Origin of the sequence: Janthinobacterium sp. P210006 (assembly GCF_036231885.1) — a bacterium.
Taxonomy (GTDB): Bacteria; Pseudomonadota; Gammaproteobacteria; order Burkholderiales; family Burkholderiaceae_D; genus Janthinobacterium; species Janthinobacterium violaceinigrum.
Map to the genome: position 1 here is coordinate 739,305 of NZ_JAZARD010000001.1, position 17,704 is coordinate 757,008.

Annotated in this window: 18 protein-coding genes; 5 read left to right on the plus strand and 13 right to left on the minus strand. The window is 64.3% G+C overall.

The features are described 5' to 3' along the window. Window positions 1–6 precede the first annotated feature (6 nt). Window positions 7–546 carry a hypothetical protein gene (locus VPH41_RS03330; protein WP_035821807.1) on the plus strand — a complete coding sequence of 180 codons (540 nt, stop codon included), beginning with the start codon at window positions 7–9 and terminating at the stop codon, window positions 544–546. Here VPH41_RS03330 and VPH41_RS03335 read toward each other — a convergent pair. The 12 genes from VPH41_RS03335 to VPH41_RS03390 form a co-directional block, all read right to left on the minus strand. Next, complete coding sequence (locus VPH41_RS03335) at window positions 522–1,145, minus strand: LysE family translocator (protein ID WP_328568958.1); 624 nt, start codon at window positions 1,143–1,145, stop codon at window positions 522–524. The two genes, VPH41_RS03330 and VPH41_RS03335, sit on opposite strands and share 25 nt — an antisense overlap. A gap of 83 nt (window positions 1,146–1,228) precedes the next feature. After that, the gene (locus VPH41_RS03340) at window positions 1,229–2,008 is read right to left on the minus strand and encodes an AraC family transcriptional regulator (RefSeq protein ID WP_328568959.1); all 780 of its coding nucleotides are present in this window, start codon (window positions 2,006–2,008) and stop codon (window positions 1,229–1,231) included. Between the two features lie 2 nt (window positions 2,009–2,010). Further along, a complete protein-coding gene (gene rng / locus VPH41_RS03345; protein WP_092796031.1) occupies window positions 2,011–3,474 on the minus strand; it encodes a ribonuclease G in 1,464 nt (487 codons plus the stop codon). A gap of 43 nt (window positions 3,475–3,517) precedes the next feature. Next, entirely contained in the window at window positions 3,518–4,138 is a 621-nt protein-coding gene (locus tag VPH41_RS03350; RefSeq protein WP_152281587.1) for a Maf family protein, read from the minus strand. A 6-nt stretch (window positions 4,139–4,144) separates the two neighbouring features. After that, complete coding sequence (rlmH, locus tag VPH41_RS03355) at window positions 4,145–4,615, minus strand: 23S rRNA (pseudouridine(1915)-N(3))-methyltransferase RlmH (protein ID WP_034747108.1); 471 nt, start codon at window positions 4,613–4,615, stop codon at window positions 4,145–4,147. Window positions 4,616–4,621: 6 nt separating this feature from the next. Then, a complete protein-coding gene (gene rsfS, locus VPH41_RS03360; protein ID WP_328568960.1) occupies window positions 4,622–5,311 on the minus strand; it encodes a ribosome silencing factor in 690 nt (229 codons plus the stop codon). Continuing rightward, window positions 5,312–6,007 (minus strand): nicotinate (nicotinamide) nucleotide adenylyltransferase, encoded by a 696-nt coding sequence (nadD, locus tag VPH41_RS03365; RefSeq protein ID WP_328568961.1) that lies wholly within the window; start codon window positions 6,005–6,007, stop codon window positions 5,312–5,314. Beyond that, on the minus strand, window positions 6,004–6,918 hold the full coding sequence (hemF, locus tag VPH41_RS03370) for an oxygen-dependent coproporphyrinogen oxidase (RefSeq protein ID WP_287774880.1): 915 nt from the start codon (window positions 6,916–6,918) through the stop codon (window positions 6,004–6,006). The genes nadD and hemF overlap by 4 nt, the downstream gene beginning before the upstream one ends. A gap of 130 nt (window positions 6,919–7,048) precedes the next feature. After that, a complete protein-coding gene (locus VPH41_RS03375; RefSeq protein ID WP_328568962.1) occupies window positions 7,049–8,599 on the minus strand; it encodes a class I SAM-dependent methyltransferase in 1,551 nt (516 codons plus the stop codon). Between the two features lie 70 nt (window positions 8,600–8,669). Beyond that, entirely contained in the window at window positions 8,670–9,482 is an 813-nt protein-coding gene (locus tag VPH41_RS03380) for a hypothetical protein (RefSeq protein WP_328568963.1), read from the minus strand. Between the two features lie 125 nt (window positions 9,483–9,607). Beyond that, complete coding sequence (gene purD, locus VPH41_RS03385; protein ID WP_328568964.1) at window positions 9,608–10,876, minus strand: phosphoribosylamine--glycine ligase; 1,269 nt, start codon at window positions 10,874–10,876, stop codon at window positions 9,608–9,610. Window positions 10,877–10,934: 58 nt separating this feature from the next. Further along, on the minus strand, window positions 10,935–11,660 hold the full coding sequence (locus tag VPH41_RS03390) for a YebC/PmpR family DNA-binding transcriptional regulator (protein ID WP_328568965.1): 726 nt from the start codon (window positions 11,658–11,660) through the stop codon (window positions 10,935–10,937). 185 nt (window positions 11,661–11,845) lie between these two features. Between VPH41_RS03390 and VPH41_RS03395 the strand changes: the two genes are divergently transcribed. The 4 genes from VPH41_RS03395 (at window position 11,846) to VPH41_RS03410 (ending at window position 16,798) form a co-directional block, all read left to right on the plus strand. Then, window positions 11,846–14,317 (plus strand): alkaline phosphatase D family protein, encoded by a 2,472-nt coding sequence (locus VPH41_RS03395; protein ID WP_328568966.1) that lies wholly within the window; start codon window positions 11,846–11,848, stop codon window positions 14,315–14,317. Between the two features lie 118 nt (window positions 14,318–14,435). Further along, window positions 14,436–15,356: a DMT family transporter gene (locus tag VPH41_RS03400; RefSeq protein WP_328568967.1), complete on the plus strand. Its 921-nt coding sequence runs from the start codon at window positions 14,436–14,438 to the stop codon at window positions 15,354–15,356. Window positions 15,357–15,385: 29 nt separating this feature from the next. Then, complete coding sequence (locus VPH41_RS03405; RefSeq protein WP_152284435.1) at window positions 15,386–15,775, plus strand: methylglyoxal synthase; 390 nt, start codon at window positions 15,386–15,388, stop codon at window positions 15,773–15,775. A gap of 93 nt (window positions 15,776–15,868) precedes the next feature. Continuing rightward, window positions 15,869–16,798 carry a quinone oxidoreductase family protein gene (locus tag VPH41_RS03410; RefSeq protein ID WP_287774917.1) on the plus strand — a complete coding sequence of 310 codons (930 nt, stop codon included), beginning with the start codon at window positions 15,869–15,871 and terminating at the stop codon, window positions 16,796–16,798. Window positions 16,799–16,988: 190 nt separating this feature from the next. On the opposite strand, the gene VPH41_RS03415 is transcribed toward VPH41_RS03410, so the two are convergent. Continuing rightward, window positions 16,989–17,618, minus strand: coding sequence for a DUF4136 domain-containing protein (locus tag VPH41_RS03415; RefSeq protein ID WP_328568968.1), 630 nt, complete (start codon window positions 17,616–17,618; stop codon window positions 16,989–16,991). Between the last annotated feature and the right edge of the window lie 86 nt (window positions 17,619–17,704).

Sequence of the window (17,704 nt, forward strand, 5' to 3'; positions counted from 1 at the left end):
ATCGCCATGACCAAAACCAACACGCCTTCCCCCAAACGCCGCGAAGAGGGCGTCGCCAAGCTGACCGTCAATCCTTTCCTCGATGCCGAGTTTTACGCGCGCATGCGCGACTACACGGAGCGCGATGCGGCCATCATCAAGGAATTGAAGGCGATCGCCGAGATCCGCGCCGGCAACAAGCAGCCCGATCCGCGCCTGGCGCCGTCGTTGCAGGCATTGCGCGATACCGTCAAGAAGGGCCTGACGTTTGGCGAAATGCTGGACCGCATTGCGGCCGGCAAGGAAAAAGGCCTGTGGGAACCGTGGATGACGACTTTCGGCATCGAGATCCGCGCCGTCAACTACGGCGCCGGCCCGCGCAACGCCTGCCTGGTGCTGGACCTGGCCGCCAATGCCCCTGCGCACGCCATGTTCGCCAAGGCGGGCATCCAGAACTGGCGCAGCCTGGCGGCAGACGACTGCTCCGTCGTGCGCTCGGAAAAGGCCACGGAAACCACGCCCTTGAAAGTGTATGCCGTGTTTTACCTGGATCCGTTGCCAGCCTGAACCAGCAGCAGCACCGCCAGTCCCACCAGCATCACGCCCGATAGCCGTTCCAGCGACGGCAGCGCACGCGCAAAGCGCTGGCGTAGGGCGGCGCTGCCAATCGCCAGCGCCACCGCCATATCCCACGCCAGCACGGCAAAGACCATCCACGCGCCATACGCCGCCATCGTGCCGGGACCCGTCTGCCGGCCGGCCAGCACGGTGGCCAGGCTGACATAGAACAGCGCATTCTTCGGATTCAGGATGGCGGAGACAAAACCCATCACCAGGCCGCCGCGCCAGTGCGCCTTGCCCGCGGCGGGCCTTGCATCCAGGCGGCTCTTGCCCGCATGGCGCAGGAACAGCCAGCCCAGGTAAAACAGATAGGCGCAGCCGGCCAGCTGCACCACAAGAAATGCTTTACTGCCAGCCTGCAGCACGGACAAGCCGCCAAACGCCGCCGCGATAAATACGCCATTGGCCAGCGCAATGCCGATGCACGCGCCCGTGGCGCCGCGCCAGCCATGGGCCAGGGAGCTGCGGGCAACGAGGAAAAAATCGGGACCGGGAGACAGCAAGGCCAGGAAATGGGCACCGGCGATAAGTAGAAAGTCCTGCATGACCAGGCGGCTCCGGCAACGATGGAGCGGCCAGTATGGCGATGCGCCGACGGCGCGTATTGAAGAAAATTGCGCGCTCCGGCCTAGCCGCGGTAGCGTCCCGGCGTGATGCCCGCATGGGCCTTGAAGACGCGCTGGAAATGGCTCTGGTCGGCAAAGCCCAGCTCATGGGCCAGCTGTGCGAGGGCCGTGCCTGCCTGCAGGCTGCCGCGCGCGCGGTTGATGCTGGCATTGAGCTGGTATGCATGCGGCGTCATGCCGGTGGCGGCGCGAAAGGCGCGGATCAGCTGATAGCGGCTCAGGCCCGCCGACTGCGCCAGGTGCGCCAGGCTGGCCAGCGGCTGCGCTTCCAGCGTCTCCAGCACGGGCGCCAGCCGTTGCGGCAGCGGCTGGCGCGCCGATGGCAGCACGCCTGCGCTGGCACAGGCGCAATCGGCCAAAAACGCCAGCAGCGCAACATCCTTGTCGTGCGTACTGCCTGCAGAAAACAGCAATGCGTTCATCGCGCAGAACTGCGCATACAGCACGGGACAATCGAACACGCGCGCCGTCCCGCCATCAAGCGCCGGCGCATGCGCGCGCAGCCACTGCGCATCGAGATGCAGCATCTGGTAGCTCCAGGCCATGCCGGGCAGGGGATTGCAGGCATGGACGCAGCCGGCCGGCACCAGCACCAGGCTGCCGGCACGCAGCGCGCTCTGGCGGCCATGGCTGCCCGTGAAGACGCTGCCGCCCGCATCGACGGCACCGATGGAAAACGTGGGATGGCTATGGGGCTTGTAGCAAGCCCTGCTGTGACAGGCGCGCCGGCTTTCCACGTGGGGCAGAAGCGGGTCGCGCCAGAAGGCGGTGTCGCCGGGCATGGCTACATCAGGATCACGTCGTACTGCTCCTGGTGGTAGGCGTTCTCCACCTGCAGCGAGATTTTCTTGCCGATGAAGTCGCCCAGCATGGCCAGGTGCTGCGATTCTTCTTCCAGGAACAGGTCGACCACTTCCTGCGAGGCGAGGATGCGGAATTCGCGCGGGTTGAACTGCTTTGCTTCGCGCAGCAGTTCGCGCAGGATTTCATAGCAGATCGTGCGCGAGGTCTTGACCTGGCCCTTGCCGGCGCAGGCAGGGCACGGTTCGCACAGGATGTGGGCCAGCGATTCGCGCGTGCGCTTGCGCGTCATTTCCACCAGGCCCAGCGGCGAGAAATTGCTCACCGAGACCTTGGTGCGGTCGCGCGACAGGGTGCGTTTCAGCTCGGCCAGCACGGCATTGCGGTGCTCGGCGTTGTCCATGTCGATGAAGTCGAGGATGATGATGCCCCCCAGGTTGCGCAGGCGCAGCTGGCGCGCGATGGCGTGCGCCGCTTCCAGGTTGGTCTTGAAGATGGTGTCGGCAAAATTGCGTCCGCCTACGAAACCGCCCGTGTTGACGTCGATGGTGGTCATCGCTTCCGTCTGGTCGACGATCAGGTAGCCGCCCGATTTCAGGTCGACCCGGCGGCCCAGCGCGCGCAGGATTTCTTCTTCCACGCCGTACAGGTCGAACAGGGGGCGCTCGCCCGTGTAGTGCTGCAGGCGCGTCAGTTCGCTGGGCGTGTAGATTTCCGCGAATTCGCGCAATTTCACGTAGTTTTCGCGCGAATCGACCTGGATGGTGGCCGTTTCATCGCCGACAAAGTCGCGCAGCACGCGCTGGGCCAGGCTCAAGTCCTGGTGCAGCAGGCTGGTGGCGGGACGCGTGCGCGCGCCGTGCGTGATGGTGCTCCACGTCTTGCGCAGGTAGTCGACGTCCGCCTTCAGGTCCGCGTCGGATGCATCTTCGGCCATCGTGCGCACGATGTAGCCGCCTTTTTCGTCGGGCGGCAGCAGGCTTTGCAGGCGCGTGCGCAGCAGTTCGCGTTCCGCTTCCTTTTCGATTTTCTGCGAGATGCCGATGTGCTTGTCCTGCGGCAGGTACACCAGCATGCGTCCGGCGATGGAAATCTGCGTCGACAGGCGCGCGCCCTTGGTGCCGATCGGGTCCTTGATCACCTGTACCGTCAGCACCTGGCCGTCAAACAGGATCTTTTCGATGGGGGCGGGCGTGGCGTTCTGGCCATCGTGGCCGCGCGCTTCCCAGATGTCGGCCACGTGCAGGAAGGCGGCCCGTTCCAGGCCGATGTCGATGAAGGCCGACTGCATGCCCGGCAACACCCGCACCACTTTGCCGGAATACACATTGCCGGCCAGGCCGCGCGTGAGCGTGCGCTCGATGTGCAATTCCTGCACGGCGCCCTGCAGGATGAGGGCGACGCGCGTTTCTTGCGGCGTGATATTGATCAGGATGTCTTCGTTCATGGAGGCGCGGGAGTGGAGGCAACGAATGACATCATACCCGGGATCAGGGCAGGGGCAAACCTGCTTGCCTCAGCAACTGTGCGGTTTCGTACAGGGGCAGGCCCATGATGCCGGAATGGCTGCCTTCGATGTGCTCGACGAATAGCGCGGCGCTGCCCTGGATGCCATAGGCGCCGGCCTTGTCGTACGGCTCCGGCGTGGCGCAGTACGCGGCGATGGAGGCGGGCGAGAGCACGCCGAAGCGCACCTGCGAGATTTGCGTACGCTGCTCGGCGAAGTCCTTGTAGTGCACGGCGATCGAGGTCAGCACCTGGTGCGTGCGGCCCGACAGCTGCTGCAGCATGGCCACGGCCTCGGCGCGGTCGGCCGGCTTGCCGAGGATGACGCCGTCGATGGTGACGGTGGTGTCGGCCGCCAGCACGGGGCGCGGCGTCAGGTGGCGGCGGCGCACCAGGTCCCAGGCGAAGGCGGCTTTTTCATTCGCCACGCGGGCCACATAGTCGAGCGCCGACTCGCCATCGAGGACTTCCTCGGTGACGTCGGCGCCGCGCGGGCCGTCGCTGCGCAGCAGCAGTAATTCGAAATCGATGCCGATCTGGCGCAGCAGTTCGCGCCGGCGCGGGCTTTTGGAGGCGAGATAGATCTTGTTATCGGCCGGTTTCATGGGAATTCAGACGCGGTGGTAGGGGTGGTTTTGCGTGATCGACCAGGCGCGGTACAGCTGCTCGGCGAGGATCACGCGCACCACGCCGTGCGGCAGGGTCATGCTGGAAATGCGCAGCATGCCTTCGGCACGCGCCTTGAGTTGCGGATCGAGGCCGTCGGCGCCGCCGATCAAAAAGGCGGTGTCGCGGCCATCCTGCTGCCACGCCATCAACTGCTGCGACAGGCCGACGCTGGTCAGGTCCTTGCCGCGTTCGTCGAGGGCGATGATGCGCACGCCCTTGGGCAGGACGGCTTCGATGCGTTCGCGTTCCAGCGCCATCGCCGTGGCGGCGGTCTTGCTGCCGGAACGCTCCACCGGCTTGATTTCTTTCAGCACGATGCGCAATTCCGGCGGCATGCGCTTCGCGTATTCCGCGAAGCCCGTCTCTATCCAGGCCGGCATTTTATGGCCGACCGCAGCGATGATGAGCTGCATCGACGCTTACGCTTCGACTTTTTTGATACGCTTGATCACGGTTTTTGCCGGTGCAGCATCGGCTGCCGGCTTGGCCGCGCGTGGGGCGCGTACTTTTTTCTCCGGCAGCGCTTTCAGCGCTTTCACTGCAGCCGCTTCGGTCTTGGTTGGCGCGACTTTCACGGTCTTGCCGACGGCTTTGGAAGCGGTGGCTTTCTTTGCCGGGGCTTTCTTGGCGGCGGTGGCTGCCGTGGCTTTCTTGGCCGGTGTCTTTTTCTCGATCACGGGCGCCGCTTCCACATTGGCCTTGCTTGCCGCCAGATGGCCGCTGACCTTTTTCGGCTCGTCGCCGGCGGCTTTTTTCGGCGCGCGCTTGGCGGCACCCAGCTTGACCGGGGTATCGCCCCAGATTTCTTCCAGGCGGTAGTAGGCGCGGATAGGCGCTTGCATGATGTGGACGATCATGTCGCCCAGATCGACCAGCACCCATTCACCGGTGTCCTCGCCTTCCATGCCGATGATGTCGCCGCCGGCGTCCTTGACCTTGTTGCGTACCGAGGCGGCCAGCGCCTTGGTTTGACGGTTCGAGGTACCGGAGACGATCGCGATGCGGTCGAACAGGCTGGTCAGGTGGCTCGTTTCGAAGACAGCGATGTCTTGGCCTTTGACGTCTTCAAGGGCGTCAACGACGAGGGTTTGCAGTTTTTTGATGTCCATTTAGCTTTTGTATAAATTATGTTGTTCAATATAGTCTAGCACTAGCGGGGAAACAAGCGGGTTTGCCCGATTCCCCCGTTGTAATGCCGCACGTATTTCGGTGGCGGAGATATCCACCGCGAAGTCCTGTGCCAGATAAGTCAGACCGTGCGGCGTGTTGCGGATGCTTTCCAGTGACCCCAGGCGGCGCGAAAATTCTTCGGCGACCACTTGCGGCACTGCGGTGTCATTCAGCGCGAAGCCGGGGCGGGCCGCGACGCAGATATGCGCGTATTCAAATAATTGCTGCCATTCGCGCCATGTCGCGAGCCGCTGCAGCTGGTCGGCGCCCATCAGGAAAACGATGGAAGCGCGCGTTCCCAGTTCGGCGCGTACCTGGCGCAGGGTATCGATGGTGTAGCTGGCCTGGCCATGTTCGCTGCGCTCGATTTCCTGGCGGTCGATCATCACGGGCAGCGGCAGGCCGGCAAAGGCCAGGCTGGCCATTTCGGCGCGCTGCTGGCCGGTGGCGCCCAGATTGCCTTTTTGCCAGGGCGCGCCCGCCGGAATCACGCGCAGCTCGTCGGCGTGCAGCAGGCTGGAAAAATGCGTGCCCAGAGCGACGTGTCCCATGTGAACCGGATCGTAGCTGCCGCCGAGCAGCGCCACGCATGGTGTACTGCGCGCCGTGCCCGCCGTCGTGCCAACTGCGGTCACGCCTGCAGCCAGTCGCGATGCACGAGGAAGTCAGTATACAACGCCGCTTCGGGACTGCCCGCTTCCGGGTGCCAGTCGTAGCGCCACTTGACCACGGGCGGCATCGACATCAGGATCGCCTCGGTGCGTCCGCCCGACTGCAAGCCGAACAGGGTACCGCGGTCGAACACCAGGTTGAATTCGACATAGCGTCCGCGCCGGTAGCACTGGAAATCGCGTTCGCGCTCGCCGTAGGGCGTATCCTTGCGGCGCGCCAGGATCGGCACGTACGCGTCGATGAAGGCGTCGCCGGCGCTGCGCAGCATCGCAAAGCTGTCGTCAAAGCCCAGGGCATTGAAGTCGTCGAAGAAGATGCCGCCGGCGCCGCGCGCTTCGCGCCGGTGCTTCAGGTAGAAATAATCGTCGCACCACTGCTTGAACTTCGGATGCAGCTCTTCGCCAAACGGCGCCAGCGCATCATGGCACACCTGGTGAAAGTGCCTTACGTCGCCCGCATCGCCATAATACGGCGTCAGGTCCATGCCGCCGCCGAACCACCATACGGGTTCGCCATCGGCATTGACGGTGCTGAAAAACCGCACGTTCATGTGCACCGTGGGCGCATACGGGTTACGCGGATGCAGTACCAGCGACACGCCCATCGCTTCCCACGCCTTGCCGCCCAGTTCCGGGCGCGCGGCCGCTGCCGATGGCGGCAGTGCGGCGCCGGTGACGTGCGAAAAATTCACGCCGCCACGCTCGAACACATTGCCTTCCTCGATCAGCCGCGAAATGCCGCCGCCGCCCTCGGGGCGCTGCCAGGCATCGGTCAGGAAGGGCTTGCCGTCCTGCGCTTCGAGCGCCTGCACGATACGGCTTTGCAGATCGAGCAAATAAGCCTTGACGGCCGAAGGAGAGGGGTTTGACGACATCGCGTGGGCCGACGAGGCCGAAATAAAAAAGTAAGGACGGATTGTACCCTGTTACGCGTTTTTGTGATAGGGCGGCGCTGGTGCTGTGGTTTTGCGGCCGGCCGCGAGCGCCATCTGCGGCCAGCATCCCTTACAGTATGCGCAATTGCTGCAGCACGGGCAGTTTTTCACGCAGGAATTCCTCAATGGCGGCGTTGAGCAGTTGCTGGTGCGCCGCCTCGTCGGCGCATGCCGCGCCGTCCTTGAGCAGGCGGCGCCCGCAGCGCGCCATCGCGCCGGCCGCCTGCGCCTGCAGGGTGGCCAGGTCCGGCCGCTCCCGTTCCTGGGTCAGTAGTGAAAACAGCAGCCGGTCGATGAACTCCGTGTCGATACCGCTGCCTGTCAATGGCGAGCACAGGATACGGTAGTCGTCGTCGTAGCGCAGCTGCGCGCCGATGGCCTGGTTCAGGCGGTGCGCGGCTGCGTCGCCGCCGTCGCCCTGCGCCGCACACGGGAAATACATCACGACCTGGCTGCCGGTGACCAGCATGGCCGCCACCTCCGCCAGGCTTTGCACGCTCTGTTCTGGCAGGGAAGGCAGTGCAGCCAATTCGGCCAGACTATGCGGGCCGGTCGCCAGCGCGTCGCAGACGGCGCCGTAGACCTGCTCGTTTCCCGTCACGACGCCTGCCTTGGTCTGGAAGGTAAAGGTCATCTCGGCACGCGGTACCAGCATGGCCAGGTGCACGCTGGCGAGACATTCGGCCTGGCGCACGCCTCCCATGCGGCGTGCGCCCCGCACCAGCACATCCTTGCGGAAGCTGGTGTTGAGAAAATAATCCCTCATCGTTTCGCGCATGGCCGCATCGGGCAGCAAGTCGATGGCGGCTTGCTGGTCGGCGTTCAGATACAGCTCGGGAAAGACAAAAGGCAGGTCGGAGGAGCCGGCAAAATCGAGCTTGGCGCGCGCCACATCGCGCATCACGTCGGCGTGGTACAGCGGCTCCCAGTCCTGGTTCAGGTATTCATGCACGCTGTAATGGGGATCGCTTTTGATGAGCGCATTGAGGCGCGGCGCGAGCACGGGATTGTCCGCGATGTAGCCCGCCTGCAGGTTCTGCAGTTGCTGCACATAAGCGATGCCGGCCTGCATCTGCAAGTCGCTGCGGCTGGGGAAGCTGGCGGCAAACTCCAGCAGCAGGCGTTGCAGGGGCAGGGCGGAACTCCATCCTGGCATGGCGTTATAGCTGAGGGAAACGATGCCGCCCGGTTTCAGATAGCGGGCAATGAAGTCGACGATATGCTGGCGGTTTTCCCGGCTGACCCAGGTGTAGATGCCGTGCAGGGTGATGAAGTCGAACTGCGGCAGGTCGGGCACGCGGCCCTGGGCCAATTCCTCAAAGCTGTTCTCCAGCAGGGTCAGATTGCTTGACTGGGCCTTTGCCGCCAGGGCGCGTGCGCCGGCGACATGCGCCGGATTGAAATCGTTGCCGTAGAACTGGCCGTTGGCATTGGCCGCCGCCAGTACGTTCAGCGTCTGGCCGCGGCCGAAGCCCAGTTCAAAGTAGGTGTAGGGCTGATCCAAAGGCACCGGTTCGATGCCGTTGAGGATGCAGCTGAAATTGAGGTGATGCGGACTCAGGTCGCTGTAAAAACCGTTGGTGTACTCGATATCCGACACATATCCTTCATTCCAGGCCATGGTTTCCCCGCATTGGTGGCAAAACGGCAGTATGCCATCATGACCGCCGGCGCGGGAAGTGCCTTGTGATTTAGCGCGCCGGCGGCATGGCGTCATCCTGCACGACGGTGATGGACAGGTCCGGCCCGGCGCCGGGCAGGCGCGCACTCTCCACGGCCTGCGCGGCGCGCTGCTGCAGGTCGCGCCGCTCGACGCCCTGTCCGGTGACGGGAGCGGCGACGGGGGCTGCGGCGGGAACGGACGCCTGCCTGGAGACGATGGCGCGGGCCGCAAGGGCCGCTACCAGAACGAGCAGCGCGGCCATCACCCACGTTCCCGGCCGCGCATGCGCGGGGCGTTCCCGGCGCGCCTGGCGCGCGGCGCCATCGACGATGATACGGGCCAGTTCCGAGCCGCGCTGGCGGGCGCGCAGGCGCAGTGCCTCGAACTGGAGCGCGGACATGGTGCCTTGCCGAAGCATGTCGCTCAGGGCGGCAACCGGCGAAGCGAGCAGGCGGTCCGCCGGCAAGCTGGCGTGCGCGGCGTCGCGCTGCCACTGGTCGATCACGTCTTCGTCGTACAGGGTGTCGATGGCCTGGCGGTTGACCAGCTCGAGCGCGGCGGCGGCCAGATGCTGGCGTTCCTGCAGGGCTGCGCCGCCATGCTGGCGCGGCAGCTCGCGCACCCGCTGCAGGAAGGCGTCCTGCGGCAGCAGGTCCGTGCGCAGCAGCCAGGCCAGCGTGTCGGCCAGGCCCGCGCCGGGGGCCAGCCGCGGCATGTCGAAGTCGTCCTCGTCGGGCAGGGCGAGAATGTCCAGTTCGTCCATCGCCTCGTCGAATTCCTGGGCCGTGATCAGGCCGCGCTGGCGCAGTCCGGCCAGGCCGGGGTGGGATGGAAGTGTCATGGTGTGCCAATTTGCCAGGAAAGCAAAATGTTAGCGCAAAGCCCGTTTTCCTGGCGCCCGAAAAACAACAGGGCCGGGACGGAGAAGCTCCGCGCCGGCCCTGCCGTGTGCCGCAAACGGGCTGATCAGTGCTTCAGGCCGCGCCAGCCGATGTCGCGGCGGTACTGCGCGCCGTCGAAATGGATTTTTTCCACGGTTTCATATGCCTGCTTCTGCGCCATCTTGATGCTGTCGCCCAGGCCCACCACGCACAGCACGCGCCCGCCGTTGGTGACCAGGCGCTCGCCCTCGATGCGGGTGCCCGCATGGAAGGTGACGGCGTCGGGCGTTTCGGCCGGGATGTCGCCGATCGGCGTGCCCTTGACGGGATCGTCCGGGTAGCCGGCAGCGGCCATGACGACGCCGACGGCCGTGCGGCGGTCCCATTCCAGTTCCACGGCGTCGAGCGTGCCGTTGACGGCGTGTTCCATGACGGTGACCAGGTCGGTCTTCAGGCGCGCCATGATGGGCTGCGTTTCCGGATCGCCCATGCGGCAGTTGAATTCCAGGGTCTTCGGCGTGCCCTTCTCATCGATCATCAGGCCCGCATACAGGAAGCCCGTAAACGTGATGCCATCCTTGGCCATGCCCTGGATGGTCGGCACGATGATCTCGCGCATGACGCGCGCATGCATGGCCGGCGTGACGATGGGCGCGGGCGAATACGCGCCCATGCCGCCCGTGTTCGGGCCCTGGTCGTGGTCCTTCAGGCGTTTGTGGTCCTGGCTGGTGGCCAGCGGCAGGATGTTCTTGCCGTCGCACATGACGATGAAGCTCGCTTCTTCGCCGGCCAGGAATTCCTCGATGACGATGCGCGCGCCGGCGTCGCCGAACTGGTTATCGGACAGCATCATGTCGACCGCCTGGTGCGCTTCTTCCAGTGTCATGGCCACGACCACGCCCTTGCCGGCGGCCAGGCCGTCGGCCTTGATGACGATGGGCGCGCCCATGGCATCGACATAGGCGTGCGCGGGAGCGACGTCGGAAAACGTCTGGTAGGCGGCCGTGGGGATGCCGTGGCGCTGCATGAAGGCCTTGGCGAAGTCCTTCGACGACTCCAGCTGCGCTGCTTCCTTGGTCGGGCCGAAGATTTTCAGGCCGCGCGAGCGGAACAGGTTGACGATGCCCGCCGCCAGCGGCACTTCCGGGCCGACGACGGTCAGGCCGATGTGTTCCTGCTGAACGAAGTCGGCCAGCAATTGCGGGTCGCTGATGTCGAGATTGACCAGGCGCGCGTCGCGCGCGGTGCCGCCATTGCCCGGCGCGACATACACCATCTGTATGCGTTCGGACTGGGCCAGTTTCCAGGCCAGGGCGTGTTCGCGGCCGCCAGAGCCGACTACCAGAATTTTCATAAGGACCGTTCGTTCAGTGTGGGTTGCAGGGCGGCAGTGCCGCCCTTGAGGTTGTTGCTTAGTTTTCGATCAGGGCGTTGGTGAAGACTTCCTGCACGTCGTCCAGCAGTTCCAGCGCGTCGATCAGCTTTTGCATCTTGATGGCGTCGTCGCCCGCGTACACGGTTTCCGTCGCCGGTTTCATGATGACTTCGGCCACTTCGGCCTTGAAGCCGGCCGCTTCCAGCGCTTCCTTGACGGCGGCGAAATCGTGCACGGGAGTCAGCACTTCGAAGCCGCCTTCTTCGTCGGCGATGACGTCTTCGGCGCCCGCTTCCAGGGCCGCTTCCATCAGCTTGTCTTCATCGGTGCCCGGCGCGAACAACAGCTGGCCGCAGTGCTGGAACATGAAGGCGACGGAGCCTTCGTTGCCCATGTTGCCGCCATTCTTGTTGAAGGCGTTGCGCACTTCGGCCACCGTGCGCACGCGGTTGTCCGTCATGCATTCGACGATGACGGCTGCGCCGCCCACGCCGTAGCCTTCGTAGCGCACTTCTTCGTAGTTGGCGCCATCGACGCCGCCGCTGCCGCGGTAGATCGCGCGCTGGACGTTGTCTTTAGGCATGTTCGCATCGGCCGCCTTGTCGACTGCCAGGCGCAGGCGCGGATTGGCCGCGATATCGGCGCCGCCCATGCGGGCTGCAACCGTGATTTCCTTGATCAGGCGCGTCCAGATTTTGCCGCGCTTGGCATCGGTGGCAGCCTTTTTATGCTTGATATTGGCCCATTTGCTATGTCCTGCCATGTCGAATCTTCCTTAGACGGGTGTTCAATTGTGGCCGACATTTTAGCATATTGCCCCCCTGCGAAGCGGCATGGCTCCGTCATCAAGCCGACACATTTTGTTGTTAAAGTGACGCGCTTTCATGTTATGCATCATCCCACCACTCCAATAATCAAGATTAAGGGCGCGACATCATGGCAAGTCAAATGGATAGACGGCAATTTCTGAAATTGGGCGGTTTTATCACCGTCTCAGTCGCCACCGTCGGCCTCGCCGCCTGCGGCAGCACCGATTACAGCGATCCTGGCGTGCCCCTGGCCAGCGGCAGCGACTGGAAATTCCCGCAAAGCGTGGCCTCGGGCGATCCGCGCGCCGACAGCGCCATGCTGTGGACGCGCGTCGTGCCCGCCAGTTTCGACGCCGTCGCGCCCGCCGTGGCCGGCAAGTCGGACGTGGCCGTGCGCCTGATCGTCAGCGTGGCGGACAATACGGCCGCGCTGGGCAGCAACACAGCCCTGGCCGGCACGCCGATCGTCGATGCGAAATTGCCGCTGAAAGCCGATTTCGACAATACCCTGCGCCACAAGGTCACGGGCCTGCAGCCGGGCCAGGTGTATTTTTACCAGTTCATCGCCGGCGACGTGCGCTCGAACGTGGGCCGCTTCAAGACGGCGCCCGCCGCCACGGCCGACGTGAGCCAGCTGCAGTTCGCCTACCTGACGTGCCAGGACTGGAGCATCAACCACTGGGGCGCGCTGTCGCACATCGCCGCCAACGAATCGCTGGACTTCATCGTCCACCTGGGCGACTACATCTATGAAACGGTGGGCGAGGCGTTCCAGAGCGGCGCCGTGGAAGGGCGCCACGACCAGCTGAAACTGCCCGATGGCACGTACAAGAGCGGCAACGCGGGCGCGAAATATGCGACCACGGTGGCCGACTACCGCTACCTGTACAAGAAATACCGCACCGATACGCGCCTGCAGGCCGTGCACGAGCGCTTCGCCTTCATCGCCATCTGGGACGACCACGAATTCACGGACGACGCCTGGCAGGATGCCTCCACCTACGAGGGCATCGTGGCGGCGGATGGCAGCGACCTGCACCAGCCCAACCGCCGCCGCAGCGCCAACCAGGCCTGGTTCGAATACATGCCGGCCGACGTCACGTTCGATGCCGCCGCGACGACCTTCCAGAATATCCAGATCTACCGCGATTTCCAGTTCGGCAAGCTGATGCAGCTGGTGATGACGGACGAGCGCCTGTACCGCGCCGACCATGCGATCGCCGAGTCGACCATCAACCCGGCCACGGGCAAGCCGCTGGGCAGCATCGGCAGCCGCTATCTGGTGCCGCAGGCGCTGTTCGACAGCGTGGAAGGGCAGAAAATGGCGGCCGCCACCAAGGCCGGCGCCGACCCGCTGGCTGCCGTCGGCATGCTGGGCAGCACGCAGCGCGATTGGTGGAAGGGCAAGATGAAGGCCGCCACGTCCACCTGGAAGCTGTGGGGCAATGAAGTGTCGTTGCTGCGCATGGGCCTGAATGGCACGGATGCGATCGCCACCTTGCTGGCCTTGAGCGCCATGTCGAACGTGGGCCAGGCCATCGCCACGACCTTGCCGCTGGTGGGCGGCAGTGTGCCGCTGGCGTCCGCCATCGTGGCCGCCTCGACGGCGGGTGCGTCGTCAGGCGTGGCGCAGGCCGCCGCCATGGCCATTGCCGGCGCGGCTGCGAACGCCGGCGCGCAGGGCGCCGCTGCCGTGGGCGCCGGCCTTTCCGCGGCGCAGGCCGGCATCACGGTGGCGGCCTACAATAGCGGCTCGCCGGCCGCCGCCGCGCAAGTGATCGCCTTCGGCTGGATCAAGCCCGACGTGCAGGCCAAGGGTGCGGCCTCGGCCTTTGTCGCCGCTTCCGGCCAGCAGGCGGCGCTGGCGCCGTTCTTCACGCGTTTCCTGCTCAATTGCGACCAGTGGGATGGCTACAACAGCGAACGCAAGAACCTGATGGCGCACCTGAAGACGAATGCCATCGGCAACGTGGTGGCGATCACGGGCGATATCCACTCCTTCTTTGCCGGCACGGTCAGCGACGATTTCGATGCGGCCGGCGGCGGCACGCCCGTCATGGTCGACCTGGTGTCGGCCGGCGTCAGTTCCGACTCCTTCTTCAGCTACCTGAAGTCGGCGGCCGGCACGATGGGCGATATCGGCACCCTCGTCAGCTATCCGCTGGCCATCCCCGTCACGGGCGTGGGCACGGTCAATCTCGACGTCAACCTGCTCGACTACACCATGGGCAAGGCCGTGCCGACCGTCGACAGCCTGCTGGAGCAGTTGCGCGTGCAGCTGCGCGGCGCGCTGGCCGCCAAAGGCGTGCCGGAAGCGCAGCTCGATGCCACGGTAGCGGCCGTGCAGGCTGGCTTGAAAGCGAGCACTGACTTCAGCGTAACGCTGCTGGGCCTGGCACAGCAATTGTCCGGCCTGGGCAACAATCCGTGGATCAAGCATTTGAACACGGATGCGCAGGGCTATACGGTGGTCACCTTGACGCCCGGCAAGCTGGTGGCGCAGTTCAAGCAGGTGAACAAGCTGGTCGGCACGGCGGCGCCATCGAACGTGATTGCGCGCGTGACGACGGTCACCGTGACGGCGGGCGCGGCGGCGGTGGTGGTGTCTTAAAATTATTTATTAAACGTCAAGCCCAAAGCAAGGGCTGGGGTCGGACCCTCAGGGTCCGACCCCGGTTTTTGCCGTCGGGCTTATCAGCCGCCTGTCGCTTTTGCCTTACAATCTGGAGATGAGCTCCAGTTCCCCGCAAGCATCTCCTCCTTCGATTCCCCGTTCCGTCTACCTCGGTGGCCTGGCCATCGCCGTGGGCGGGGCGGTGCTGTTTTCCACGAAGGCCATCGTTGCCAAGCTGCTGTACCGCTACCAGATCGATGCCGTCACCCTGATCGCCTTCAGGATGATCTTCTCGCTGCCCGTGTTTGCCGTCATCGCCTGGTGGAAGATGCGCACGGAGCCGCCCCTGTCGGTCAGCGACCGCTGGCGCCTGGTGGGGCTGGGACTGGTCGGCTATTACCTGTCCAGCTATCTGGACTTCCTCGGGCTGCAATACATTTCCGTGGGCCTGGAGCGGCTGATTCTGTTCCTCACGCCCACCTTCGTGCTCCTGATTACCACCGTCTACTTCAAGCAGCGCATCAGCCGCATGCAGTGGCTGGCCTTGCTGACCTCGTATTGCGGCATCGTGCTGGTCTTCCTGCACGACTTGCAGGGCGGCGCCAGCAATGTGGCGCTGGGCTCCACCCTGGTGCTGGGCTCGGCCTGTTCCTACGCCGTGTACCTGCTGGGTTCGGGGGAATTGGTGAAGCGCATCGGCTCGATGCGGCTCGTTTCCTACGCCATGTGCGTGGCCAGCTTTGCCTGCATCGCTCAATTTTTCATCCTGCGCCCCGTCGAATTGCTGATCCAGCCCATGCCCGTGTATGGTTTGTCTTTGCTGAACGGCATCTTTTGCACGGTGATGCCCGTCTTCATGACGATGATCGCCGTCGAGCGCATCGGCGCGCCCGTTGCTTCGCAGGCGGGCATGATCGGCCCCGTGTCGACCCTGTTCCTGGGCGCCATGATCCTCGATGAACCGATCACCAACTGGCAACTGGCCGGTACCAGCCTGGTGTTGGCCGGTATTTATTTGCTGTCGAAAAAGAAATAATTCCTCCACCCACTGAAAACGTCCCCACCATGAAAACACGCATCGCCCTGATTGCCCACGACAAGAAAAAAGATGACATGATTACCCTGGCGGGCGAATACCTGGACTTTCTCAAGGGCTGCGAACTGTCGGCCACGGGGACCACGGGCGGCCGCCTGATCAACGAACTGGGCCTGGCCGTCGAGCGCAAGCATTCGGGCCCGTTCGGCGGCGACTTGCAGATCGGCTCCCTGCTGGTGGAGGGCTTGATCGATTGCGTGATCTTCCTGCGCGACCCGATGACGCCGCAGCCGCACGAGCCGGACATCAACGCCCTAGTGCGCGCCTGCGACGTGCACAACGTGGCGTGCGCAACGAATCTGTCGTCGGCGCACCTGGTGCTGTCGCAGCTGCAGGCGCGCGCCCAGGCCGCCGCCTGACGTTTTTTCCGATTCTTCTTCAAGGAGCATATTGTGAGCGCAACGATTACCACCAAAGCCATCCGCGTACAGCGCGTGGGCGGCCCGGACGTGATGGAATATGTGGACGTGGAACTGCCGCCGCCCGGTCCCGGCGAAGCGCGCGTGAAACACGAGGCCATCGGTCTCAATTTCATCGACGTGTATTTCCGCACGGGCCTGTATCCGCAGCCGCTGCCCAATGGCCTGGGCGTCGAGGGCGCGGGCATCGTCGAGGCGGTGGGCGAGGGCGTCACGGAAGTCAAGGTGGGCGACCGCGTGGCCTACGCGGCGCGCATCAACGGCGCGTATGCGCAGCAGCGTAACTTGCCGGCCGCCCTGCTGCTGGTGCTGCCCGAGCGCATCGGTTTTGATACGGCCGCCGCCATGATGCTGCAGGGTTTGACGGTGCAATACCTGTTCCACCGCACGGTGGCCCTGAAGGCGGGCGACACGGTGCTGTTCCATGCGGCCGCGGGCGGCGTGGGCCTGATCGCCTGCCAGTGGGCGAAGGTGCTGGGCGTGAACCTGATCGGCACGGCCGGTTCCGATGAAAAGGCGGCGCTGGCCAAGGCGCATGGCGCCGCCCACGTCATCAACTACAACACGGAAAACTTCGTCGAGCGCGTGCGCGAGATCACGGGCGGCAAGGGCGTCTCCGTGGTGTACGACTCCATCGGCAAGGACACGTTTACGGGCTCGCTCGACTGCCTGGCGCCGCTGGGCATGATGGTCAGCTTCGGCAACGCTTCCGGCCCCGTGCCGGCCTTCACCCTCGGCGAGCTGGCGTCGCGCGGTTCGCTCTTCATCACGCGTCCGGCCCTGTTCAGCTATGCCTCGAACCGCGCGAACCTGGAAGAGATGGCCGCCTCGCTGTTCGGCGTCGTCAGCAGCGGCGAAGTCAAAATCGAGATCAACCAGCGCTACAGCCTGGCCCATATCGCCCAGGCGCACGCGGACCTGGAAGGGCGCAAGACCACGGGTTCGACCATCATCGTGCCATGAGCAGCGCGGGCGAAAAAGACGGCGCGCCGAAGTTCGGCCGCCTGCTGATCGTGCTGTTATTGGCCGTGGCCCTGATCGGCGTGCTCACTTTTGCCGCCGAGGCCTATTATTCTTAAATGAAAAAACCGGCTTGCGCATCGCTGCACAAGCCGGTTTTTTTTAACGCACCGGATACTGGCCGCGCGCTTCCTTATTCCACCTTGACTTCCACCTTCCGCGGCACGCCGCTCTGGCCGGGGAAGTCGGCAAAGGCGCTGGCCACCATGGCGGGCATCACGTGCGACGTGGCGCGCTTGTTGCTGGTCGATTGCACGGTCACGTCGTACAGTTTCTTGCCGTTGCGGTCATTGATCGTCACGCGCAATTCGCGTTCGTATTTATGGCGCACGCTTTCTTCCATTTCCATCGGGCCATACCAGTAAGGGTTATAGCCGAAGCGGCCATAGCCTGGCCATGCGCCGTAGCGGTAGCCGTAGCGGCCAGGCCAGTAGCCGGGGCCGTACCAGAATGGGTCGGTGGCCTGCAGCACGCGCTCAGGGTAGTCGACGGTCGAAAAATTCATGGACACGCGCAAGTTGGCGGCCGCAGGGCCGGAAGCTTCGCCGAAGCCGTGTTTTGCTAGCTCTGCGCGCACCAGGTTCTGGTAGCTGCGGTATTCGAGCGTATCGTTTTCCGCCACGGGCGCTTCAAACACATACGATTTGTCCTGCAATTGCGCAGGCCATTCATGGAAGACGGTGACGTCGCTGCGTACGGTGGTGGCGCAGCCGGTCAGCAACACGGTCAATGCGGCCATCATGATGGTGAGATATCGTTTCATTGCCTGATCTCCTGATATTCGCTGCAATTCATTGTTGGTAGACGCAATTCATCGCCTAGTATTATAAGAATAGTTCTATTTGTTTC